Annotated in this window: 22 protein-coding genes and 2 pseudogenes; 1 reads left to right on the top strand and 23 read right to left on the bottom strand. The window is 42.7% G+C overall.

All coding sequences use genetic code 11. The features are described 5' to 3' along the window. Positions 1-139: 139 nt before the first annotated feature. From BN3456_RS16530 to BN3456_RS02010, 9 genes are all read right to left on the bottom strand, one after another. Positions 140-409, bottom strand: a complete 270-nt coding sequence (locus BN3456_RS16530) for a hypothetical protein (protein WP_347457685.1) — start codon at positions 407-409, stop codon at positions 140-142. Between the two features lie 62 nt (positions 410-471). Then, entirely contained in the window at positions 472-606 is a 135-nt protein-coding gene (locus BN3456_RS16525; RefSeq protein ID WP_347457684.1) for a hypothetical protein, read from the bottom strand. 202 nt (positions 607-808) lie between these two features. After that, complete coding sequence (locus BN3456_RS02040) at positions 809-1,048, bottom strand: biotin/lipoyl-containing protein (RefSeq protein ID WP_089982449.1); 240 nt, start codon at positions 1,046-1,048, stop codon at positions 809-811. A gap of 92 nt (positions 1,049-1,140) precedes the next feature. Next, positions 1,141-1,584, bottom strand: coding sequence for a carboxyl transferase domain-containing protein (locus tag BN3456_RS02035; protein ID WP_242862780.1), 444 nt, complete (start codon positions 1,582-1,584; stop codon positions 1,141-1,143). Positions 1,585-1,932: 348 nt separating this feature from the next. Then, positions 1,933-2,898, bottom strand: coding sequence for a D-2-hydroxyacid dehydrogenase (locus BN3456_RS02030; RefSeq protein ID WP_089982447.1), 966 nt, complete (start codon positions 2,896-2,898; stop codon positions 1,933-1,935). Positions 2,899-2,958: 60 nt separating this feature from the next. Next, the gene (locus BN3456_RS02025; protein ID WP_089982446.1) at positions 2,959-3,903 is read right to left on the bottom strand and encodes a 5-oxoprolinase subunit C family protein; all 945 of its coding nucleotides are present in this window, start codon (positions 3,901-3,903) and stop codon (positions 2,959-2,961) included. A 16-nt stretch (positions 3,904-3,919) separates the two neighbouring features. Then, positions 3,920-4,651 (bottom strand): 5-oxoprolinase subunit PxpB, encoded by a 732-nt coding sequence (pxpB, locus tag BN3456_RS02020; RefSeq protein ID WP_089982444.1) that lies wholly within the window; start codon positions 4,649-4,651, stop codon positions 3,920-3,922. 25 nt (positions 4,652-4,676) lie between these two features. After that, positions 4,677-5,948 (bottom strand): Glu/Leu/Phe/Val family dehydrogenase, encoded by a 1,272-nt coding sequence (locus tag BN3456_RS02015; protein ID WP_089982442.1) that lies wholly within the window; start codon positions 5,946-5,948, stop codon positions 4,677-4,679. A 48-nt stretch (positions 5,949-5,996) separates the two neighbouring features. Then, complete coding sequence (locus BN3456_RS02010; protein ID WP_089982441.1) at positions 5,997-6,677, bottom strand: RraA family protein; 681 nt, start codon at positions 6,675-6,677, stop codon at positions 5,997-5,999. Positions 6,678-6,828: 151 nt separating this feature from the next. On the opposite strand from BN3456_RS02010, the gene BN3456_RS02005 reads away from it, so the two are divergent. Then, the gene (locus BN3456_RS02005; RefSeq protein ID WP_089982439.1) at positions 6,829-7,758 is read left to right on the top strand and encodes a LysR family transcriptional regulator; all 930 of its coding nucleotides are present in this window, start codon (positions 6,829-6,831) and stop codon (positions 7,756-7,758) included. 112 nt (positions 7,759-7,870) lie between these two features. Here the strand turns inward: BN3456_RS02005 and BN3456_RS02000 are convergent, their stop codons facing one another. The 14 genes and pseudogenes from BN3456_RS02000 to BN3456_RS01935 all read right to left on the bottom strand — a co-directional run bounded on the left by BN3456_RS02000 (position 7,871) and on the right by BN3456_RS01935 (position 22,652). Next, positions 7,871-9,049 carry a pyridoxal phosphate-dependent aminotransferase gene (locus tag BN3456_RS02000; protein ID WP_089982438.1) on the bottom strand — a complete coding sequence of 393 codons (1,179 nt, stop codon included), beginning with the start codon at positions 9,047-9,049 and terminating at the stop codon, positions 7,871-7,873. 106 nt (positions 9,050-9,155) lie between these two features. Continuing rightward, positions 9,156-10,508: a dicarboxylate/amino acid:cation symporter gene (locus BN3456_RS01995; protein ID WP_089982450.1), complete on the bottom strand. Its 1,353-nt coding sequence runs from the start codon at positions 10,506-10,508 to the stop codon at positions 9,156-9,158. Between the two features lie 45 nt (positions 10,509-10,553). After that, positions 10,554-11,309 carry a LamB/YcsF family protein gene (locus BN3456_RS01990; RefSeq protein WP_089982437.1) on the bottom strand — a complete coding sequence of 252 codons (756 nt, stop codon included), beginning with the start codon at positions 11,307-11,309 and terminating at the stop codon, positions 10,554-10,556. A gap of 97 nt (positions 11,310-11,406) precedes the next feature. After that, positions 11,407-12,756, bottom strand: a pseudogene (accC, locus tag BN3456_RS01985) (acetyl-CoA carboxylase biotin carboxylase subunit). Between the two features lie 12 nt (positions 12,757-12,768). Further along, entirely contained in the window at positions 12,769-13,215 is a 447-nt protein-coding gene (accB, locus tag BN3456_RS01980; RefSeq protein WP_089982436.1) for an acetyl-CoA carboxylase biotin carboxyl carrier protein, read from the bottom strand. 14 nt (positions 13,216-13,229) lie between these two features. Continuing rightward, positions 13,230-14,089: pseudogene (locus BN3456_RS01975) on the bottom strand (biotin-dependent carboxyltransferase family protein). Positions 14,090-14,187: 98 nt separating this feature from the next. Beyond that, on the bottom strand, positions 14,188-14,922 hold the full coding sequence (pxpB, locus tag BN3456_RS01970; RefSeq protein ID WP_089982434.1) for a 5-oxoprolinase subunit PxpB: 735 nt from the start codon (positions 14,920-14,922) through the stop codon (positions 14,188-14,190). Positions 14,923-15,287: 365 nt separating this feature from the next. Next, complete coding sequence (locus BN3456_RS01965) at positions 15,288-15,731, bottom strand: hypothetical protein (protein ID WP_089982432.1); 444 nt, start codon at positions 15,729-15,731, stop codon at positions 15,288-15,290. 46 nt (positions 15,732-15,777) lie between these two features. After that, positions 15,778-17,304 (bottom strand): Y-family DNA polymerase, encoded by a 1,527-nt coding sequence (locus BN3456_RS01960; protein ID WP_089982431.1) that lies wholly within the window; start codon positions 17,302-17,304, stop codon positions 15,778-15,780. An 88-nt stretch (positions 17,305-17,392) separates the two neighbouring features. After that, positions 17,393-18,808, bottom strand: a complete 1,416-nt coding sequence (locus BN3456_RS01955) for an oxaloacetate decarboxylase subunit alpha (protein ID WP_089982429.1) — start codon at positions 18,806-18,808, stop codon at positions 17,393-17,395. Between the two features lie 36 nt (positions 18,809-18,844). Further along, the gene (locus BN3456_RS01950; RefSeq protein ID WP_089982427.1) at positions 18,845-19,993 is read right to left on the bottom strand and encodes a sodium ion-translocating decarboxylase subunit beta; all 1,149 of its coding nucleotides are present in this window, start codon (positions 19,991-19,993) and stop codon (positions 18,845-18,847) included. 22 nt (positions 19,994-20,015) lie between these two features. After that, positions 20,016-20,393 carry a biotin/lipoyl-containing protein gene (locus BN3456_RS01945; protein ID WP_089982425.1) on the bottom strand — a complete coding sequence of 126 codons (378 nt, stop codon included), beginning with the start codon at positions 20,391-20,393 and terminating at the stop codon, positions 20,016-20,018. A gap of 15 nt (positions 20,394-20,408) precedes the next feature. Next, positions 20,409-21,206 (bottom strand): OadG family transporter subunit, encoded by a 798-nt coding sequence (locus BN3456_RS01940; RefSeq protein ID WP_089982423.1) that lies wholly within the window; start codon positions 21,204-21,206, stop codon positions 20,409-20,411. Between the two features lie 12 nt (positions 21,207-21,218). Then, positions 21,219-22,652: an acyl-CoA carboxylase subunit beta gene (locus tag BN3456_RS01935; RefSeq protein ID WP_089982421.1), complete on the bottom strand. Its 1,434-nt coding sequence runs from the start codon at positions 22,650-22,652 to the stop codon at positions 21,219-21,221. Between the last annotated feature and the right edge of the window lie 544 nt (positions 22,653-23,196).

Genomic DNA, 23,196 nt, shown 5'->3' with positions numbered 1-23,196 from the left:
AATCAAAACTACATAAGCCGTCCGCATGCGGGACTTGGTTCAAAAGGAAAGTACTAAATCAGGGGCTTGAAGTTCTAATCAGGCTCCTGATTTTGAGCCCCTGACTTAGAACTTTCCTAATTTATTCGAATGAAATATCCTATATTAAGATTAAATCCAGATAATTGAATGGGCATAGAATGCTTCCTGTCTGCATCCTATGCCCATTCTTTAATTTAGATAGATTATTTTCCAGCTTCTTATACCGGATAACTCCATTCTTTTTATCTGTCATATCCGGATCCACTTTTGTCTGTTGGGCTTCTCGATTCTTGTAGAAGTCAACTGCCACCTGTGGAAACAGGGTATACGTAAGCACGTCCTCATCGTGCTGAATCCAGCGTTCACATTCTTTTCTGAATGTGTCCAGCTCATCCAGAATTAAGTCTGCAGGCCGGTAGGTAATGATATCCGGGTTTCCCCCAGAATTCTCTACTGTACTTCCGGGTTAAGGGGTCTGATGGCTTTCCCGTATTTGCCGCTCAACGCATCTTTGGTTTCTGTCGTTGCCATCTTGTACCGCTCACCGGTCAGAACATTTAACACTGACCCGCAGGGAAGCATCAAAGGTTACTCCTCCCCAGCATTCCACAGCGTTATATTCGACTTTATCCATCTTATCTACAATCGGAAGCATCTCATATGTGGTTATCTGGGTATCAATCAAGGATTGATGCGCATCACGCAGTTTCTTTTCCGTTATTTTAACCGGCCTTTTTTATTTCTGCCATTTATTAAATCCTTTGTTCTTATTACTAGTTACCCTAGTTCAATGTGCCAATACAGCTCCTGCCTCTACTGCATCGCCCACTTCAATATTAATATTAGCTACTGTTCCATCTTGCGGCGCAATAATTGGTATTTCCATTTTCATCACCTCAATAATAACTACAGGTTCACCTTTCTTTACTGTCTGTCCGACTTTTGCTTCTAATGTAAGAACTTTTCCGTCCGCCCCTGCCTTTACTTCGATAGCTCCGACTGATTCAACTTTTTTTGCCTGCGCTATCTACTTTGATACCGTTAAAGTTACGGGTGCAGCCGGTGACATCGGTAAGGCTGCAATCGCCGCCGCAATTATGGCAGCCGGAATATAGTCATCTATATCTTCTGTTTTTCTGCAATAACAGCAGCTTGCCCGCTGTTATCCGGCATTTCTGGCCCCTCCTCACTATACTGTCCCATGCTTTTTGACTGGATGTCTTCTCTTTTCGTATATAACATTTCAAAAGCTGCCTTTCCGATAATCACATTCACTTTTGCAACCTCAGATTCAGCAAAAGCATATAAAAGACACGCAACCTCCCTGGGCAGGTTTCTCTCATTATCTTTGGTTACCGTAAAACCATTGATATTTGTCAGAGTCATTATAGGAACAGAAAATGCATCACAGAAACGTATAAAATCTGCAGCTTTTCCTGCCGGTGCTACACTTAAAGAACCATCGGATACTGTTTCTGCTTCTGCATGGACATTGTAAATTCTACCGCGGTTTGCTACCGCTCCCACCATATGACCACTTAACTCAATAAATCCTGTTACCATATCTCTGGCCTGGAATTCTGCCTATGAAATTGCGAGCCCTCCCCCACAATTGCCAAAGACAGCACTAATCTTCGGTACAATTCCACATGCCATTGTCTGTTTCTTAAAAATGCTTCCAATTGCCTCCAGCGCATCCGTAGCTTCCTGTAGTCAAAGACCTACACTGACCAGTAATGCAACAACCGGCACCCCCATTTTCATCGCTTTTGATCTTTCATTATTATCCATCTTATACCTGTATAATTATTCAAAAAAATAATTGCATTTTCTTTTTATTTTAATTAACTATATGAGTATCCGAAGAAGAAGTACTCAAACTTCAAAAGTCTAAATACTTCTTTATATTTTCTAACCGTTTACCTGATTTACCGTGTTACCGTCAAGAAATGATCGAATATTTTCTACGGTTATGTCCATGATTCTCTGCCTCGATGCCTGAGCCGCCCAAGAAATATGTGGCGTAATTATACAGTTTCGAGCTTTCAACAGTGGATTGTCACCCTTAATCGGCTCTGTTGAAACAACGTCAAGGCCGGCCGCATATACTTTGCCTGTATTTAATGCATCCGCCAGATCCTGCTCCACAACAAGCTGTCCGCGGCTATTATTAATCAGAATTACACCATCTTTCATTTTTGCAATATTAGTTTTATTGATGATTCCTTCTGTCTCTGGGAAAAGCGGGCAGTGCAGAAAAATAACATCAGACCGTGCAAATAGCTCACCCAAAGATACATATTCCGCCAGCCGTCCGCCTGCTTCACTCTCATAAGCATCATAGGCAATGACCTTCATGTCCAATGCATTTAACAGTTTCGCTGTAGCCTGGCCGATTCTTCCTAGTCCAATGATACCGGCTGTCTTACCGTACAGTTCAATCATCGGATAATCCCAGTAGCACCAGTCCGCATTGTTCTGCCATTTTCCGGCTTTCACAGTCTCATCGTGGTGCCCGTAATGGGAGCAAATTTCCAAAAGCATTCCTAATGCATATTGCCCTACAATCTGGGTTCCATAAGTCGGTACATTTACAACCGGTATTCCCTTTTCTTTTGCATATTCATAGTCCACCACATTATATCCGGTAGCAAGCACTGCAATTAGTTTCATGTTTTTGCACTTATCCATGGTTTCCCTTGAGATCGGCGTTTTGTTGATTACCACGATTTCCGCATCGCCGATGCGCTCTGCAATCAACGGCAATTCCTCATAGGATGTCCGGTCGTATACACTCACCTCACCCAGTTCCTTAAGCGCATCCCAGCTCAAGTCCCCCGGGTTCTCTGTATAGCCGTCTAAGATTACTATTTTCATATATTTTTTACCTTTCTTCTTTCAATTTATGTACTGCCGCCTCTTCCGTTACAATGCCGTTCAGGAGTTTAGTTTTTCATCCAACACTTTCATCTGATTTAACTCACGAATATATAAACTCTGTGCCAGCTCCAGACTCACCTCAATAAAGCGAATTTTCTGGCCCGGCTGACTTTGTGCAATTCTCGGCAGATCCACTGTAATCACCGTTCCGATCTTTGCGTATCCCCCTGTACTCTGCCGGTCCGCCAGCATAATAATAGGCTTGCCGTTAGTTGGTACCTGAATGGAGCCAAGAGAAATCCCGTCTGTGATTATATTTCCATCTCCCCGATGCTCTATAGGCTCTCTCTCGATTCTGCAGCCCATCCGGTCAAATTCATTGGTAATCACCCCGCTGTCCCAGAAAAAGCTGCGAATTCCCCGTTCCGTAAATTCAGCATCCTGAGGACCAAGTACAACACGAAGTACAACTTCATCCTTGGGGTATACATTTTCCGGAACTTTCCTCTCTTGCATCCTCGGGAGTTCTGTTTTCGGATCTGAAAAGGCAATTTCATCCCCCTTTTCCAACTTGCGTCCTTCTAGACCACCCAGTTTGTTTCTCAAAAGTGTCGACTTACTGCCCATCACCTCAGGTATATCCAAACCCCCGGAAAATGCAATGTATCCCCGGCAGCCATTTCTCGCACCTGCAAAAGACAGCTCCTGTCCCGCCTTTACAAGAACAGCCCGATACATCGGCAGAGATTCTCCATCCAGCATTGGTGTCAGATCTCCACCGGTAACTGCGATGATATTATCAGAGGTAAACCTGAGTGCCGGGCCCATAAATGTCATCTCCAGTGCTCCCTCTGTCATCGAATTCCCGACAAGGATGTTTGCAATGTGGAAGGCATGGCTGTCCATAGCGCCGGAAGTAGATACACCATATGCCTGATATCCATATCTTCCTTCATCCTGAACCGTTGTCAAAATTCCGCCGTTTTCTACTGCGATTCCCATATCACATCCTCCGATCTTAAACAGTTTTCTGCAGATTATAAGTTTTCACCTGATACGTTCCCTTCTCTACCTCCTTACGAATTTGCTCATATTCCCATTTTGTGATTGGAATATGCTTTACCCATTCACCTGCATTTAGAAGGAACGGATCCTTTTTGTTATAATTGCAGATATCAAGAGGTGTACTTCCTATGATGTTCCATCCGCAGGGCTGTTCAAACGGAATCAAATCCGACAGGTTTTGCTGAACAACCACCGATCTGGCAGGAATCTTTACCCGGGGTTCCTCTCTTCTTTTAAAATGGAAAGACTCCTCAAATCTCGCCATATATGGGTGTCCTGGTGCAAACCCAAGCATATATACATAATACTCATGTTCTGAATGTCTGCGGATAAGCTCCTCTACAGAAATCTGTTCCAGCTGTGCACAGTACTCCAGATCTGGACCCGTCTCTCCGCCATAAAAAACCGGAACCTCCTTGACAATCTTTTCCTTTGCCGCAACTGAGTGCATATTACCAAGCCTGACTTTTAATGCTTCAACCAAATCACCAAAGCGCACCTCTTCAGGGCGGTAATGCACTATCAAAGCACAATACGTAGGCACAACTTCTATAACGCCATCTATCGGATTATCTTTCAGCGCTTCCTCCAACATACGGACTCTTTGATTAATTTCAAGACAGATTTCGTTACCAAATTCAACGGATACCGCTCTGTCCCCTGCTATAAGAAATTTTACATCCATAAACACTACCTCTGTATTCTGATTTCTACGCCATAGAAATTGGACCGCCTCTTAGCCTTCCTGCTGTACAAATTCTGTTAATCGCTACCATATATGCCCCCATACGCAAAGTACTGTCTTTTTTCTGGCTCATTTCTCTTACCTCCTTGTAGGCTTTCAGCATCACTTTTTTCAACATCTGATTTACTTCGTCCAGTTCCCATGCCATGCTCTGAATATTCTGAACCCATTCAAAATAGGATACAACAACCCCACCGGTATTTGCTAGTATATCCGGAATTACTGGGATATTCCTCTCAGCAAGAATTTCATCAGCCTCCACGGATGTAGGACCATTCGCCGCCTCAACAATCACTTTTGCCTGAATTCTGGACGCATTATCCACTGTAATCTGATTCTCCAAAGCTGCCGGAATCAGTACATCACACGCACAGGTCAATAAGTCATCATTTGTGATATGCTCCACGTTCTCATCTACATACTCTTTCAGACACTTGCTCTTATCAAAAAGGAATTTCAAAATTTCAGGAATATTCAATCCATCTCGGTTCATCACACCACCGGACCAGTCACTGACTGCGATAATACGTTTTCCTTCTTCGTACAAAATACTTGCTGCAGTTCCACCAACATTTCCCATTCCCTGGATTGCATATCCCAAATCTTCCGTCTTCAGTCCCAAATCTGTCAGAAATTTTTCTGCAATGATTGTAACGCCCCGGCCTGTCGCCTCTGCTCTTCCTATGGAACCTCCGATTTCAATCGGTTTGCCGGTAACAACTCCAGGAACGCTGTGTCCTTTGAACATGCTGTAAGTATCCATGATCCAGCCCATAACTTCTCCATTTGTATTGACATCCGGTGCGGGAATATCCTGATCCGGTCCAATTAAAGGAAGAATCCTTGTTGTATATCTTCTCGTCAGTCGAATCAGTTCCTCTTTTGATAATTCTCTGGGATCCACCTTGATCCCTCCCTTCGCTCCGCCATAGGGGATATTGACAACAGCACACTTGAATGACATCCAAGCTGCCAGAGCCTTTACCTCATCAGGATTAGCATTCTGGTGATAACGGATTCCACCTTTGTATGGCCCTCTCGCACTATTATGCTGTACACGATATCCCTCAAATACTTTCAGTTCTCCATTATCCATCCTAATTGGAATGGATACCGTCAATTCTCGTTCTGGGTATTTTAAGGTCTCATACTCATCGGGTTCTAGACCCAGTTTTTTTCCCGCCTGTTCAAGTACTGCAATCATATTTTCATAAGGATTGTAATTCTTTGCTTCCATTTTTATTCCTTTCGTTCATTTTGCATATTTGACGAGTGCCTAAGTATCTTAATCTACAAATTCAAAACCTGCTTCTTTTAATTTAGAATCTATCCAGGGACGAGGCCATTCTCCCCGATTCAGAATTCCTTCTATTTGCTTCTCTTCTCCCGCATGATAAGCCCGTGCAGTTTCTGCCAGTTCCTTGGCATGCTTTGGTCTTACTGCAATCAGTCCGTCCGAATCCCCAACAATGATGTCTCCGGGATTAATAATAATTCCAGCAAAGGAAACCGGAAAGTTCATTTCTCCCGGACCGTTTTTATACGGACCGTTCGGTGTAACCCCTTTAGCATACACAGGGAAATCCATCTGGCTTAAGGTATAGCTGTCACGGACACAGCCGTCAATGATGATGCCTGCAATTCCTCTTGACCTTGCATAGCTGCTCATTATCTCTCCGCAGAGAGATCGGCTCATACTCCCCTTATTGGCAAGGACAATAACGTCCCCCGGCTGTGCCATATCCAATGCCGCATGAAACAAAAGATTGTCTCCTGCCGGTGCATTTACCGTAAAAGCAGTTCCCAGAAGCTTTGCTTTGGGATTCAGCGGATAAATACTTGCATCAACGGCCGCGATTCTCCCGCAATTATCATCTATATTTGCTACTGGAATACCGCGGAAAGCTTTTATTACTTCTTTTGATGGTCTCTCAAAGTTTTTTCTTATTCTACACCCTTCTGACATATAAAACCCTCTTTTCTTTTAATTTGCAACTGTTCAGAACAATTGCTTTATTTGCATAATAACATACAAGATAATAATTGAAAAACGAATAATTTCTCTGTATAATACAAATAAATCTTATAATATAATCTAAAAATAGGAGGAGTAAAGCATGAACATGTCAGAAATCGAAACCTTTTTAACCATTGTACATACAAAAAGCATTACCCGAACTGCAGAACTGTTGTTTTTGTCCCAGCCGACCGTCAGCCACAGACTGAGTTCATTGGAAAATGAATTAGGATTTCCACTCATGATACGAAGCAAAGGTCACAAACAAGTGGAACTTACCCCAAAGGGCTTGGATTTTATTGTTCTTGCAGAACGCTGGATGTCTCTGTGGAAGGAAACTATGGAGCTCCAAAGCAATCATGAGGCGCTTCTCTTGACCATCGGCTGCACCGACAGCTTGAATATAGCCCAGTTTGCCCCTCTTTACAATAAAATTTCTTGCGAATATCCTAACATTGACCTCAGTATTCAATCACACCATTCCTCGGAGCTGTACGGTCTACTGAGTGATCACAGTATAGATATTGGATTTGTATATCACAAATTGCATTACAAAAATATCATCACTGAAAAGATTTTTGAGGAACCCTTTTATCTCGTACAATCCGACCAGCCTGCCATACAAGCTTCCAAGGTACATACAGATGAGCTTGATTCATCCCTGGAACTTTTCCTCAGCTGGGATGATAACTTCCAAATCTGGCATGACCGATGGTTGTCTGCCGTCTCCAGGCCCCATATTGCAGCAGATACAGTCACCTTGCTGGACCGTTTATGGAAGAACCCGGGAAACTGGATGATCGCGCCGGTTTCTGTAGTTCTTGAGTTGTCACATTACCGCACGGTCTATACCAGCCAATTGAAGAACCCTCCGCCAAACCGGGTCTGTTATAAGATTACATCCCGCTATCCAAAAACCACCAGCAAACAAGCTGTTGGGTTTTTCGGAGATATCCTGGAACAGTTTTTAGAAGCCCCCAACCCGGTCATCCCTATAGCTCAAGTCTGGGGCGGACCATCGAAACATTAATTGCAGATAAAGAGTCGGAGAATGAACGTCGTCTATGTTTTGGACGCCTCATTCTCCGGTCCTTTCACTTTTTTCGTTTATTTTTTTATGCTACTCATCTTCTTAAGACATGCTATTTTCTCAGCTCTGCTACTGCCTTTTTAATCCGCACACAAGCCTCCTGAAGATCTTCATAACTGCAGGCATATGATACCCTAAGGTATCCCTCACCTTCTGATCCAAATGCAGCCCCCGGAACAAGTGCTATCTTTGCAGAATCAAGGAGATACTCCGCTACCTCCATGGAAGGCATTCCCAGACTTTTGATATTGACAAAGATATAAAACGCACCCTGTGGATTGTTACAGCTGATACCTTCGATCTCGTTGAGTGCCTTCACCATATAATCTTTCCGTCTCTGATATTCTTTTCTCATTATCTCTACGTCCTCTGCACAATCACGCAATGCCGTAATTCCCGCTTCCTGTACAAAGGAGGGAGCACAAGTGACAGTATACTGATGAACCCTGACACAAGCTTGAATAACTTTTTTTGGTGCACACATATATCCAAGACGCCATCCCGTCATAGAATAGGCTTTCGAGAAACCACCTAATGTAATCGTTCGTTCTTTCATTCCTGGAAGAGAGGCGATACTTGTATGGTTTACTCCGTCATACACCAGCTGACTGTAGATTTCATCCGCTACCACAAGTAAATCATATTTTACGGCAATCTTACTCAATTTCTCCAGTGTATCCCTTGAAAATACACCACCCGTAGGGTTACTTGGATTGACAATTACAATCATCTTAGTCTTGTCTGTAAGTTTTTCCTCCAGCTCAGCAAAATCAATCTGATAATCATTCTCTTCCCGCAGACTGTATGTCACCGGTTTCGCCCCCAGAGAGCCAGGAACATGAATGTAATTCAGCCATACTGGATTCGGGACCAGGACTTCATCTCCCTCCTGAAGAAATGCCGCCATGGATGCATAGGTTGCTTCACCTACTCCTACTGTTACGAGAACTTCTTCAGCTTCGCATACTACGCCATGATTCTTTGTCTCCCATTCTGCGATTTCTTTTCTAAGTGCAGGTACCCCATAATTTGATGTATAAAATACATGTCCTGCCTTCAGACTCTCATATGCAGCTTCTTTAATTTTCTCCGGAGTATCAAAATCCGGACGGCCGATTTCCAGATGAATGACCTTCTCCCCCGCCTGCTGCATCTTCGTCGCCTTTTCCATTACTGCACGAATCTCTGAAAAAGGAAGACTTTCCATTCTTTTTGCTGTTTTGTATTCCATATGAAATCCTCCCAAAGCTATTTTTATTGTCTAAAAACATGATATCATCGGGATATTAAAAAATCAATTTCATAATTTATATGTATAATATTAATATTTTCTATATTTAGCTGTTATAAATATCCTCATTCAATTCCTTCTCCTTTTTATTTACAATGACATTGACCGTCGCATCGCCAATTACGTTCAGCGGCAGAAGTGCCATCTCCACCGGTCGGTTAATTGCTACAACCAGCGCATAGGCAATCATACATGCATCTGATGTCCATCCCATACCGGAAAGAAGGGTCACAATCAGTGTTGTCCCTGCAATCGGAATTCCCGGACAGCCCATCGCCGCAGCGATAGACAAAAATGCCACAACAACCAATTGTGAGGGTGCTACATTGATGCCTGCACTTGTAGCTATAAAGGTAGCTGCAAACATATGCATCACAGTTGTGCCGTTCATATTAATGGTCATTCCTGTCGGAAGTACAAAACTGGTAATCTCCTCACTGCACCCCAGTTCATTACGATTGGTTCTAATATTCAACGGCAGACATGCAGCAGAAGAGTTTGTGGAAAATCCGAGTACACCCACCTTAGCAATCTTCTTAATAAACTTGATTGGATTTAATCTTGTTGTAATCCAGAGGCCGATTGGATAAATCGTTATTACAAGAACAAACAGGGTAATCATTGCGCCTGCAATATAGGCCGCGGCCGGTGCCAGGTACTCTACCCCGTAAATTGCAAACGTGCGAGAAATGAGGCAAAAGATTGCAATAGGACCAACTCTGTTTATAAGGAAAGTCAAAAAAACATTAATGACTTCACTTGCGCTTTCCAGCACTTTCTTCAATGGTTCTGCTTTCTCACCTATCATATTCATACACAATCCAATGATAATTGCCACAACTACAACTGCCAGTATACTATTATTGCTGCTAAACGCTTCTGTAATATTAGAAGGCACTGCATCAATAACAACTGAAAGTGGATTAAATGCATCAATGGTAGCCGCATCCACTACTGCTTCACTGGGGAGCTTAACATTAAAAAGCCCCGCCGTTTTCATTCCATATGCAACTATACCAGCAAAGAAGGTTCCTACTACATAGAAGGATATAAAGCCCAATACAGTACGTCCTGCAATTCTCCCTAGCTTCGATGAACTGGATATACTGCACATTGCAAGGCTTAAAGATACCAGCACCAACGGTACGATTGCCATCTGCAGCCCTCTCATGAATAGCTGCCCGATGATGTAGAACAGGCCTAGGGCATTGACACCCCCCGGCGCCGTAATATCCTGGAAAAATATTTTATTAATTACATCCCATACCCATTCCCGGCCAGCACCAACCAATTGCTCTCTCAGCAGCAGAAATGCAACACCTACAATCAGACCACTTATTAGGGCAATCATCATATTTTTTACTACCGAATTCTTTTTTTTCGATTTTTCTTTACTCATTTTTTCATCCCTTTCGCACTTTCTGTCAATTTTACCATTCACAACTTATATATGTTTGATTTCAATTCCCTCTTCTGCGAATTTCTCGTGGATTTTCTGAACAAAAGCCAAGGCTTTGGGACCATCGCCATGTACACAGAGTGTATCGCCTTTGATATCCAGTTCTTTTCCATTAATAGATGTGACTTTTCCCTCTTTAATCATCTTCACACATCTCTGAATTGCTATTTCCTCATCTGTAATCATAGAACCTTCCGTTTTCCTGGGAACCAGAGAGAGATCGTCCATGTACGCCCTGTCTGCAAAAATCTCAGATGCGATTTGCAATCCCTTACTTTCCGCAATTTCACCAAGGACTGCACCGGCACAGTAATACACAATTAAATCTTTGTCGTATTCACAGATTGCTTCACAAATTGACGTCGAGATATCCTCATCATATTGACAGGCATTCCCCATGGCACCATGAGGTGCCACATGCTGCAGCTTCATGCCATAACTTTGCGTAAATGCCGCCAGAGCCCCAATTTGATACCTAACATAATTTTTTACCTCATCATGGGAAAGTACCATCTTCCTGCGCCCAAACCCCAGCAAGTCCGGATACCCCGGATGTGCACCAACCATAACCTTTCTTTCCTTTGCTGCACGAACAACTTTGTCCATTACCATAGGATCTCCCGCATGCCATCCGCAGGCTACATTGGCGGTTGTCACGTATTTGATGATTTCATCATCCCCCCCAAGCTTGTATGCTCCAAAGCTTTCTCCCATATCACTGTTCAAATCAATACTAAACATAATATCCTCCTTCTCGTTTTGCTGTTTACAGCAGTTAGCGACCCACAGTTTTTCTTTTCCATCACTCTAATCCTTTGTATAAAGATTGAGTTAGTATTTACAACCCGTAGTAACGGGATATAAAATCTGTCGTATATGTGCCCTCCTGAAAATCAGGGGTATTCAAGATGTCATACTGAAATTCGGTGTTTGTTTTCAGCCCCTCAATCCTTAATTCTCCCAGTGTACTGATCATCTTCCTCAAGGCGCCTTCCCCATCCCTATCGTGGACAATTACCTTTGCAAGCATGGAATCATAATAGGGCGGTACACGATAGCCGGGGTAGAGTGCGGTATCGATCCGCACACCATTTCCACCCGGGAGGTGCAGTTCACGAACTACATCTGGACAAGGCATAAAATTATGTACCGGATCCTCAGCATTAATTCGACACTCAATTGCATGGCCGTTGAATAAAATATCCTTCTGGCAGATACTCAAAGTTTCCCACTGTGCAATCCTGATTTGTTCCTTGATTAAATCAATGCCGGAAACCATCTCACTAACCGGATGTTCTACCTGAATACGGGTGTTCATTTCCATAAAAAAGAAATCCCCTGAATGATCCAGTAGAAATTCTATGGTACCGACACTTTCATAACCAACAGCTCTTGCCGCCTGCACTGCCATATTTAACATTTCACAACGCGTCTTGGATGATAAAGCAGCACAGGGAGATTCCTCAATCATTTTTTGGTGCCGGCGCTGAACAGAACAATCCCTTTCTCCTAGATGTATAATATTTCCATACTTATCTGCAGCAATCTGAACTTCCACATGCCGTGGATTTTGAATATATCTTTCCAGATACATTGTATTGTCTGCAAATGCATTAAATGATTCTTCCTGCGCAATGCGAAAATGAGGAATGAATTCCTGCTCATTTGCCGCAATCCTCATGCCTTTTCCGCCGCCTCCCAGGGCAGCTTTAATCATAATTGGGAATCCAATTTCTTTTGCTTCTTCAAGCGCTTTTTCTGCATCATAAACCGGATCTTCGATTCCGGGAACCACAGGAACTCCGGCCTGCTTCATGGCTTGTTTTGCCATAGACTTATTACCCATTTTCTGAATCAGAGAAGCCGGAGGCCCAATAAAAACAATATTATATTTTTCACATACACATAATAGAACAAACTGTGAATTCTCTGATAAAAATCCGAATCCAGGATGAATGGCATCTGCTTTTACTGCAATAGCCACACTTACAATACGATTCATATTCAGCTAGCTTTCTGCTGCAGAAGCCGGACCTATACAGACAGCTTCGTCGCCCAGCTGTGTATGTAAGGCATCCCTGTCTGCCTCTGAATATACGGCAACGGTATAAATACCCATTTCTCTACAGGCCCGAATGATACGGACGGCTATTTCTCCGCGATTTGCTATTAATATTTTTCTGAACATATTTCCCACCTTTTATACTTCTATTGCAAACAAGGGCTGCCCATATTCAACCAATTGTCCGTCCTGTGCAAGGATATCCACTACCTTTCCTTTACACTCAGATGACAATTCATTCATCATCTTCATGGCCTCAATGTTTCCAAGTATCTGCCCTTCTTTAAAGTCATCTCCTATCTGTACAAATGGGGCTTCATCCCGACCCGGTGCCGTATAAAAACATCCTACCATAGGGGAGTGTATTACCTGCCTGCTGCATGACTGTGTTTTGGCCTCTGTTCCCATCTGCTTTGCGTCTACATCAAAATAATCAGTTGTTGTTTCCAGACTACATTGGGAGGATTTCTGAGCGGATTGATTCCTTGTAATATGTAACTGAAAGTCCTTATCCTGCATTTGAAAATCATCCATGCTAAGTTCATTCACTACTTTAATTAATTTAATGACCTGTTCAATTTCCATTGGTTCCTCCAATTCTAGCTATTTTGCCCCAATTCTTTTTCCAGTCTTTTAATTTCCCGCAGTTGCTTGAGATATAAATCTTGTGCCAGATGAATACCAACACGGATAAATCTTACCTGACGCCCGGGAACACTTTGCGCTAATTTAGGAATATCCACAGATATCACTGTTCCCAGCTTTGTATAGCCGCCTGTAGTCTGACGGTCTGCCAGCATAATTATAGGCTGCCCATTCGTTGGTATCTGAATAGAGCCAAACGCCACCCCGTCACTAATAATATTTCCGTCTCCTTTGTGCTTAAGTGGCTCCTTACGTTTTAAGCGGCACCCCATTCTATCAAACTCCTGGGTGATTTCTGCTCTGGAAGAGAAAAAGCTGCGGATCTCTTCTTCTGAGAATTCGTAATCCTGAGGACCGGTAACAACTCGTAAAATGATATCCTTTTGTGGAAATAATTCCTGCTCCATTTTTCTCTTTTCCATGTACAACAACTGCGTTTTGGGGTTTAGAAAACCGATCTTGTCCCCCCTTTTCAACTTTCTGCCGCTCACACCTCCAAGATGGTTTCTCATTAATGTAGATTTGCTGTTCAACACGACAGGTATATCCAGACCTCCGGCAAAAGCCAGATAACTACGGCATCCATTTTCAGGACCTGTTCCAAATGAAAGCACATCTCCCGCATGTACAAGTACCGCTTGATAGGTGGGGATTTTTTCCCATTGACTGCAGGGCAAAGATCTCCCCCGGTAATCGCAATCAAATCATCTTTTTCAAAACGCAGGCTGGGACCGGCGTAAGTTATCTCCAATGCACCTTCGGTTCGTTTGTTCCCGACCAATATATTTGCGATTTGAAAAGACTTTGTATCCATCGGTCCGGCAGGGGATACTCCAAACTGCTGATAGGTAAACCTGCCCATGTCCTGAACTGTGGTCTGTACTCCAGGATTTTCTACTAAAATTCCCATTATTACACCACTCTTTCATAACTTTTTAGGCGATAAATTCCTTTTTTAACTTCACTTCTGATTTTCTCATACTCTGCAGCACTGATGGGTACATAGCGAACCCAATCTCCTGCATGTATCAGAAAGGGATCTTCTTTTGAGTATTCACAGGGGGTGAGAGGTGTTGCTCCTATAATGTTCCATCCACAAGGCTGTTCAAAAGGAATTAGATTAGACTGATTCTCCATGACCACAATGGAGCGTGCGGGAATACGTACTCTTGGTGTCTCCCGTCTTTTAAAATGAAAGGGTTCTTTAAAGCGTGCCATATATGGATGTCCAGGAGCCACTCCTAACATATAGACATAGTATTCATGCTGTGAATGAATTCTTATGAATTTCTCAACAGAAACTTGTTCATAAGCAGCACAGTCTTCTAAATCCGGTCCCAATTCTCCCCCATAGCAGACTGGAAGCTCCTTTACTATTTGCGTTTTCTGTACCTCCACAGACTTAGTACTCATACTATCAAGACGCTCATGCAGCCTTCCTGCCAACTCTTCATATCGTATAGTTTCTGGTTTGTAATATATCATCAGGGAGGCATAGGCTGAAGCTAACTCCACAATTCCGTCAATTGGATTGCTTGTTAATTCTGAAAAAAGCCCCCTCACCATCTGGTTGGTTTCCATGCTTATGTCTTCTCCTAATTGAACAGATATTGCCGAATCACCGGCTATCAAAATTTTTGCGTCCATTCCCCTCCCCTTTCTTACATCACTATATTATTGATGTCATTTAAAACTTGATTGTAGTATATCACAAAAATTTTATATAAAGAAATAAATAAATTAACTAACATATATAAAGGATTTCTATTACTTTTGTTATTCTTATCACATATCCACAAATAGGTAAATAGTAAAGATAGATGTCAATCTTAACCTCCCCTACTCTTTGCATACGCAAAATATTATCTATATTTATTATGTAATATATTAATATATTCTATTAATATTATAACGCTGAACAGTTTTTTCCTGGTCATCCTTCCTTTGAACATAGAAAACCCAGCCTTCCCTAATTGTGGAAAGGCTGGGCTTTATATATCACATAACTCTTCTCAAAGGAACAATTCACTTTCAATTCCAATGATCTGCTCAACCGGAATAATTGTTTTATCCGCCATTATAAGAGTCCGTGCATATTCATCAATCTTTTTCACACACCCGGTATATGATACATATGTTCCACCTGCCTTCTTTTCATCAGGTAAGAAATAAGTAATAGTCACCTCTGCATCCGTGTCGGTGTTGTCCCTGATAATCTGCAGCTTTTCGTTTAATACTTCCTTTTCAGATTCGTCCAGGTCTATTTTTTCTTCTGTCAGGCGGGCGGTTTCTTTAATGGAAGTGTCATAACCTGTCAAAGCAGCAAACGGCGCAAACTGCGCGGCTCGGTCATGGTTTGACATATGCACCCTGGTTGCAGACTGATGGTGAGGCATACCAATAATATCATCATAAGGGTATTTTTCCTTTTTATTAATCACTGCAATAGTCCTCATTCTTCTCTCTTATTTTCTAATCCCGAATTTTATCTCAACTTTAACTTTACGCTTTATGTCCGCCGATCTGACTGTTGCGATCCTTGGCAGTTGCCCCTTTTTCTAGATTCATACCCTTGAGAATAGCATTTTTCCCGAACCTCTTCTTAATACTCAGGGCAGCCTTCTGCATATTCTTCTCGCGTTCTAATGCTGCATTTTGCTCTGCCTGCTTCTTTTGCTTTTCCTTATAATCTGTAAATAAATCCATCTGTTCATAATGCTCTGTATTTAGTACATCATTTTCATCAATAATATGATTTACCACTATGGTAATTCTTCTGACAAGCAGATTTCTATCAACTATCCTGTCATATAACTCCATCATCGCCTTGGTAATCAGCATAGTGGAGGATGTTTGCCTGCCAAGATTCGCTGTACCATGGGCATGTTTCGGAATCTTTCTTCCATAACGGTCGGTAGTAACAGCACCTTTATACAAACTTTTTCTTTTCGGGTCCGTTAAATTTTCAATATCATAGCCCACCGTCAATACTATCTGGTCCGTTACAAGACTTTTATCTACCAGATCCAAAACCAGAAGATCTGTCATTTCACGGACGACCAGTCTTGCTTTCTCATATGTGTACGGGGACTGTAGTACCTGTCCGGAGCTTAAGCTGTTTGTTGCAGGCTTATATGCTTTAATTTCTTTTATAGTGCAAGGCTCCCAACCCCAGGCATGATCAATCAGAAGTTCTGCATTGATGCCAAACATCCTGTAAAGAAGATCTTCATTATAATATTCATCAGGTTTTCCCAGCGAACACCTTGCAATATCGCCCATTGTATATAATCCGTGTCCCTGTAATTTCTTTTCATATCCCCTGCCTATGCGCCAAAAGTCAGTTAACGGCTGATAGGTCCAAAGGCGCCTGCGATAGGATATTTCATCAAGCTCTGCAATTCTTACCCCGTCTTTATCCGGTTCGGTATGTTTTGCAACTATATCCATCGCTATCTTGCAAAGATATAAGTTTGTTCCGATACCGGCCGTTGCTGTTATTCCAGTGGTTTGCAGTACGTCTTGAATCACAGCCTTAGTAAATTCCTGCGGAGTCATCTGGTAGGTGTTCAGGTATGCAGTAACATCCATGAATACTTCGTCGATAGAATAGACATGAATATCCTCCGGTGCTATATATTTCAAATAAACATCATAAATTTTCGTGCTATACTCCATATAGTGCGCCATTTGAGGAGGGGCGACAATATAATCCAATTTCAACAACGGATTCAAATTCAACTCTGTGTAATTAAATGATGATCCCTCAAACGAGCGCTGCGGGGTTTTTGCTCTGCGTTTTTCATTTACTTCTTTTACCTTTTGTACGACCTCAAATAGCCTCGGACGCCCCGGAATGCCAAAATATTTGAGTGAGGGTGAAACAGCAAGGCAAATGGTTTTCTCTGTTCTGCTTTTATCCGCAACCACAAGGTTAGTGGTAAGGGGGTCAAGATTACGTTCTACGCACTCAACGGAAGCGTAAAAGGATTTCAGGTCGATTGCCACATATATTCGATTGTCTGTCATATTTTACGCCCCTTTCTACATCATATATATATTTGATGGGCATAGGATGCTTCCTGACTGCATCCTATGCCCATACTTTAATTTATTCTTATACCGGATAACTTCCATTCTCTTTATCCGCCACATCTGGGTCCACTTTTGTCTGCTGGGCTTCGCGATACTTAAAGAAGTCAACTGCCACCTGTGGGAACAGTGCATACGTAAGCACGTCCTCATCCTGCTGAATCCAGCGTTCACATTCTTTTCTGAGTGTGTCCAACTCGTCCGGAATTAAGTCCGCGGGCCGGCAGGTGATGATATCCGGGTTTTCCCCCAGAACTTTCTTCTGCACTTCCGGGTTGAAGGGTCTGATGGTTTTCCCGTATCTGCCGCTTAACACATCTTTGGTTTCCTTCGTTGCCATCTTGTACCGCTCACCAGTCAGAACATTGAATACTGACTGCGTACCTACAATCTGTGACGAAGGGGTAACCAGGGGGCACTGCCCCAAATCTTCCCGCACTCTCGGAACCTCTTCCAGTACCTCATAATATTTATCCTCTGCTCCCTGCTCTTTTAATTGGGACGTCAGATTTGACAGCATACCACCGGGTACCTGATACAATAATGTCTTTATATTTACTCCCATATTCTTAGGATTGAGCAATCCTGTATCCAGTGCTTTGTCACGAATAGGGCGGAAGTAATCGGCAATCTCTGCCAGCAGGTCCTGATCCAGTCCAGTGTCGTATAAAGTTCCTTTAAAAGTTTCTACCATTACTTCTGTCGCCGGCTGTGAAGTGCCAAGAGCAAAGGGTGACATGGCGGTATCAATGATATCGGCTCCTGCTTCCACGGCTTTCAGGTATGACATAGAACCCACACCTGATGTATAGTGGGTATGCATCTCAATAGGGATCTTTACATTTTCTTTTAATGCAGTTACTAATTCGGTTGCCTCATATGGGAGCAGCAATCCTGCCATATCCTTGATGCAGATTGAGCTTGCTCCCATCTCCTCAATCCGCTTTGCCAGATCAACCCAATACTTAGGTGTATATGCATCCCCTATGGTATACGACATCGCCACCTGGGCTTCTGCTTTTTCCTTATTGGCCGCAGTTACCGCCGTCTGCAAGTTGCGCAGGTCATTCATACAATCAAAAATACGAATGATATCAATTCCGTTTGCGACAGATTTTTGAACGAAATATTCCACTACATCATCGGCATAGGGGCGATAACCCAGAATATTTTGTCCTCTGAAAAGCATTTGCAGCTTCGTATTCTTAAATCCATCTCGAAATTTGCGCAGCCTATCCCACGGGTCTTCTTTCAAAAACCGCAGGGAAGCATCAAAGGTTGCTCCTCCCCAACATTCCACAGCGTTATATCCGACTTTATCCATCTTATCTACAATCGGCAGCATCTCATCTGTGGTCATCCGGGTAGCAATCAAGGATTGATGCGCATCACGCAGTATCGTTTCCGTTATTTTAACCGGTCTTTTTACTATTTCTGCCATTTATTAAATCCTCCGTTATTATTGTTTATTTGCTAGTTACACACCGAAAATCGACATAAAGACTCCTGCTGCCACCGCAGTTCCAATAACGCCTGCCACGTTAGTTCCCATAGCATGCATTAATAAAAAGTTTGTGGGATCAGCTTCAGCACCAACTTTTTGTGATACTCTTGCGGCCATGGGCACTGCAGATACACCTGCTGAGCCAATCAATGGGTTAACCTTCCCTCCGCTGACCCGGCACATCAGCTTACCAAACAAGACTCCGGCTGCAGTGCCAAAAGCAAAGGCAACTAAGCCTAAGACGACTATTTTTAATGTGGTCACATTTAGAAAGGCTTCTGCACTGGTGGTTGCCCCAACCGAGGTTCCCAGCAGAATAACAACGATATACATCAATGCATTTGATGCCGTTTCCGTCAACTGACGTACTACTCCTGACTCCCTGAATAAGTTTCCTAACATCAGCATCCCCACCAATGGCGCTGTTGTAGGAAGAATCATACATACAACAATGGTTACAATAATCGGAAACAGAATCCTTTCTAATTTCGTGACAGGCCTTAACTGCTCCATTTTGATTGTTCGCTCTTTTTCGGTTGTCAGAAGTTTCATGATTGGTGGTTGAATAATCGGCACTAATGACATGTAGGAATATGCTGCTACCGCAATCGGACCAAGGATATCGGTCTGTCCCAACTTACCGGCCAGAAAGATGGACGTCGGTCCATCTGCACCTCCAATAATCGAAACCGCTGCTGCGGCCTTATCGGAAAAGCCCATGGCCATTGCACCCAGATAGGCTGCAAAGATTCCAAACTGTGCCGCTGCCCCCAAAAGAAAACTCTTGGGATTGGCAATCAGCGGACCAAAATCTGTCATTGCCCCGACCCCCATAAATATCAGAGACGGAAGTACTGCCCATTCGTCAAGAACATAGAAAATGTGAAGCAGCCCCGGCATGTTGTTTGTTGCTTCTTCTGCTGAAATCATAATGTCCGGGAAAATATTCACCAGCAGCATACCGAAAGCAATCGGTACCAGCAGAAGTGGCTCGAAACCTTTTTTAATTGCTAAAAACAAGAACACACAGGCAATGGCAATCATCAGTACATTTCCAAAAGTGATATTTAGAAAAGCTGTCTGCTGCACGAGGTTGCCCAGTGTATTTAGTATATAATCCATAGTTTACCTCCAACTGATTACACTAGTTCAGAGTGGCCAATACAGCTCCTGCCTCTACTGCATCTCCCTCTGCAACATTAATATTAGCTACCGTTCCATCTTCCGGCGCAACAATTGGTATTTCCATTTTCATCGCTTCGATAATGATTACGGCATCACCCTTCTTTACTGCCTGCCCAACCGCAGCCTCTATCTTAAAAACTTTTCCTGCAGCTCCGGCTTTCACTTCAATAGAACCGGCTGCTTCCGTTTTCTTTATCGGCGGTGCCTGCTCCGGTACCGGCGGAGCTACCTGCACAGGTGCCGCAGCCGGTGTCACAGGGGCTGTTGCTCCCCCCATTTTTTCTTCCACTACCACATCATAAGACTTTCCATTTACTGTAATTGTATAATTTTTCATTATTGGCCTTCTCCTTTACCATTTGTTTTCCGGTCTTCTTTTAATACTTCTAACCACAAAGCTCTGTGGACTTACCCCTTCGGCACTTGCAATCGCTGCTGCAATTACAGCAGCCAACACAGTGTCATCCATATCTTCCGTCTTTTCTGCATTAACAGCGGACGGCTCACTGCTTTTTGGCACACTTGCTGTTGTCTGTTCAATTTGTCCTGCTTTTTGTTCCCGAGTCTCCCTTTTACCTGATAAAAGAGAAGGTACATATTTTAGCAGTGAAATTATGATTGAGATAAAAATCAAAACCAGAAATACAGTTCCCATGCCAAGCAGTGTATTTAATACTGCCTTTTTGAGAATTTCACTCATGGTATAATCCGCACTGACAGTCATACTTTGTAAATACGACTTATCATCGTAAATAAATGTGATGTCTGCGTTTCTATTTTTAAATTGGGCAGCTGTTGTCAGTTTAACGGTATCTTTCCCCGCCTCAATACTGTAATCTCCATGGTCTATATATGCACCACACTCTTCCTGCGCCTGTATCCAGCTATCGGCTGAATCCTGGTAAACCTGCGGGGTCATCGGAATCCCCATATTATAAAGTTGGCTTTGGAATGCAAAATCATCTATTTTTTTCACTTGTGTGAGTGATTCCTCTGATACATTTGGCAAAATCTGGGTAATAATCGCCTCACTAGTCTGCTTTAGCAGCTTATCGTCATATGAATGGCCGTCCTCCTTTGCCGCTTTGCACCCAGTAAGAAGCGCAATGAGTGCAACCATGCTTAGCAATATGCTAACCTTCTTTTTCATTGATTCACCTCTCTATACTGTCCCATGTTTCTTAGCCGGACGGTCTTCCCTTTTTGTATATAACATTTCAAAAGCGCCAATCAAATACTTCCGGGTCTCTTCCGGAGCAATAATGGCATCGATATATCCGCGTCTCGCCGCTGACAAAGGACTGGTCTGTAACTTTTGATATTCTGCAGTCTTTTCCTTTATGGTCTGCATATCGGCTTCGGCATAGATGACTTTCGCTGCCTTTTCAGCTTCCATCATACCAATTTGTGCATCCGGCCAAGCATAAACCATATCTGCACCCAGGGATTTGCTATTCATTATTTGGTAAGACGTACCATATGCCTTTCCAATAATTACATTTACTTTTGCAACCTCGGCTTCAGCAAAAGCATATACAAGTCGCGCAGCTTCTCTGGTCAGATTTATCTCATCATCCCTGGTTGCTGTAAAACCACTGACATTTGTCAGAGTCAATATAGGAATAGAAAACGCATCACAGAACCGGATAAAGTCAGCAGCTTTCCTCGCTGCCTGCCCACTTAGTGAACCATCGGAAATCGTTTCTGTTTCTGCCTGAGCGTTATAAATTTTACTGCGGTTTGCTACTGCTCCCACCGTATAACCATTCAGCTTAATAAACCCAGTAACCATATCTTTGGCAAAGTCTTTTTTTGTTTCAATGAACTGACCACCATCTGAGAGCTGGGTCAGCACTATGGCAGTATCTTCGTATGTTCTTGAAATATCCGGTATCAAACGATTTAAATCATCTTCACTCTCACAGTATGATCCACCATCTTTGTTATTTCCCGGCAATATTGAAACCAACTGCCTGATCTTTGCGGTGATTTCTTCTTCACTGCCAACATAATCAACAACTCCCGACTCTCCGGCCCGGAATTCAGCTGATGAAGTATCACATTTTGATTTTTCATTTCCTGCAATTGCGTTGGGTGAGTTTATAAATAGCTTTGCCTGTGTCTCCATAAATGTAAAGTCCGCCAAATCTGAGGAAACTGCCAATCCTCCTCCACAACTGCCAAAGACAGCACTAATCTGGGGTACGACTCCACAAGCCATTGTCTGTTTCTTAAAAATACTGCCAAAAGCCTCCAGGGCATCTGTCGCTTCCTGCAGACGAAGTCCGGCACTGTCAAGTAAAGCAATAACGGGAGCGCCCATCTTCATTGCCATATCGTAAATTGCTATGACTTTTTTTGCATGCATCTCACCAACAGCTCCACCAAGCACTGCGGCGTCCTGGCTGTACACATAAACAAGGTTTTGGTCAATCACACCATATCCGGTAATCACGCCGTCCCCGGGTGTTTCCACCTCTTTTAAATTGAAATCTGTTGCACGGGCTGTAATTTCCTTTCCAATTTCAATAAAACTACCGGCATCCAACAGGCTTTCAATTCGCCTTATTGCTTTTGTCTTTTCACTATTATCCATCTTGTCCCTGCATAATTATTCAGAAGCAGTAATTATATTTTCCTTTCCTTTTTAATTAACTTTGTAACTGTAATATATTCAGATAATGATGGCTTCCGAAGGCTGCTTTTTGTCCTCAAATCCTGTGAGGAAAACAGCCTCATCATTGTTACTGAATCTACAGCAAGTTATGGTTGCAACATTATTGAATTTTTTATTTCCTTATCCTTATTATATTAACAGATACTTGATGTAAAATTCAACCAAATTCCGGATTTATTCTATAAAAATTACTATGTTTCTCGAAATGCTTGTACATCTTTTAATTAAGTGGTATTTTCTGCCACTTGATTCAGATCAGATTGCTGCAAAATAGGTAATATCAATTTTCTCTACTGTAAGGTTCATTCTGGGATTTCCCAATCTCTTTCTAACCTCTTGTAAACGGCAAGTACTTTCCAGCAAAAAGTGGAAATTATTTTCCAGCGTTTTTTGGCAAATAAAATCCAGCACTTTTGCTTATAGCACTCCGTGGTTGATCCGCGGAGCATTTTTTAACTAAATG

Origin of the sequence: Clostridium sp. C105KSO13 (assembly GCF_001517425.1) — a bacterium.
GTDB lineage: Bacteria > Bacillota > Clostridia > Lachnospirales > Lachnospiraceae > Muricomes.
This window is presented reverse-complemented; position numbering and strand designations above follow the sequence as displayed.

Coding starts and splice junctions, on each gene's coding strand:
- BN3456_RS02035 (WP_242862780.1), bottom strand. CDS start 1,584: ATGGTAACAGGATTTATTGAGTTAAGTGGTCATATGGTGGGAGCGGTA.
- BN3456_RS02030 (WP_089982447.1), bottom strand. CDS start 2,898: ATGAAAATAGTAATCTTAGACGGCTATACAGAGAACCCGGGGGACTTG.
- BN3456_RS02025 (WP_089982446.1), bottom strand. CDS start 3,903: ATGGGAATCGCAGTAGAAAACGGCGGAATTTTGACAACGGTTCAGGAT.
- pxpB (WP_089982444.1), bottom strand. CDS start 4,651: ATGGATGTAAAATTTCTTATAGCAGGGGACAGAGCGGTATCCGTTGAA.
- BN3456_RS02015 (WP_089982442.1), bottom strand. CDS start 5,948: ATGGAAGCAAAGAATTACAATCCTTATGAAAATATGATTGCAGTACTT.
- BN3456_RS02010 (WP_089982441.1), bottom strand. CDS start 6,677: ATGTCAGAAGGGTGTAGAATAAGAAAAAACTTTGAGAGACCATCAAAA.
- BN3456_RS02005 (WP_089982439.1), top strand. CDS start 6,829: ATGAACATGTCAGAAATCGAAACCTTTTTAACCATTGTACATACAAAA.
- BN3456_RS02000 (WP_089982438.1), bottom strand. CDS start 9,049: ATGGAATACAAAACAGCAAAAAGAATGGAAAGTCTTCCTTTTTCAGAG.
- BN3456_RS01995 (WP_089982450.1), bottom strand. CDS start 10,508: ATGAGTAAAGAAAAATCGAAAAAAAAGAATTCGGTAGTAAAAAATATG.
- BN3456_RS01990 (WP_089982437.1), bottom strand. CDS start 11,309: ATGTTTAGTATTGATTTGAACAGTGATATGGGAGAAAGCTTTGGAGCA.
- accB (WP_089982436.1), bottom strand. CDS start 13,215: ATGGAAATTGAACAGGTCATTAAATTAATTAAAGTAGTGAATGAACTT.
- pxpB (WP_089982434.1), bottom strand. CDS start 14,922: ATGGACGCAAAAATTTTGATAGCCGGTGATTCGGCAATATCTGTTCAA.
- BN3456_RS01965 (WP_089982432.1), bottom strand. CDS start 15,731: ATGAGGACTATTGCAGTGATTAATAAAAAGGAAAAATACCCTTATGAT.
- BN3456_RS01960 (WP_089982431.1), bottom strand. CDS start 17,304: ATGACAGACAATCGAATATATGTGGCAATCGACCTGAAATCCTTTTAC.
- BN3456_RS01955 (WP_089982429.1), bottom strand. CDS start 18,808: ATGGCAGAAATAGTAAAAAGACCGGTTAAAATAACGGAAACGATACTG.
- BN3456_RS01950 (WP_089982427.1), bottom strand. CDS start 19,993: ATGGATTATATACTAAATACACTGGGCAACCTCGTGCAGCAGACAGCT.
- BN3456_RS01945 (WP_089982425.1), bottom strand. CDS start 20,393: ATGAAAAATTATACAATTACAGTAAATGGAAAGTCTTATGATGTGGTA.
- BN3456_RS01940 (WP_089982423.1), bottom strand. CDS start 21,206: ATGAAAAAGAAGGTTAGCATATTGCTAAGCATGGTTGCACTCATTGCG.
- BN3456_RS01935 (WP_089982421.1), bottom strand. CDS start 22,652: ATGGATAATAGTGAAAAGACAAAAGCAATAAGGCGAATTGAAAGCCTG.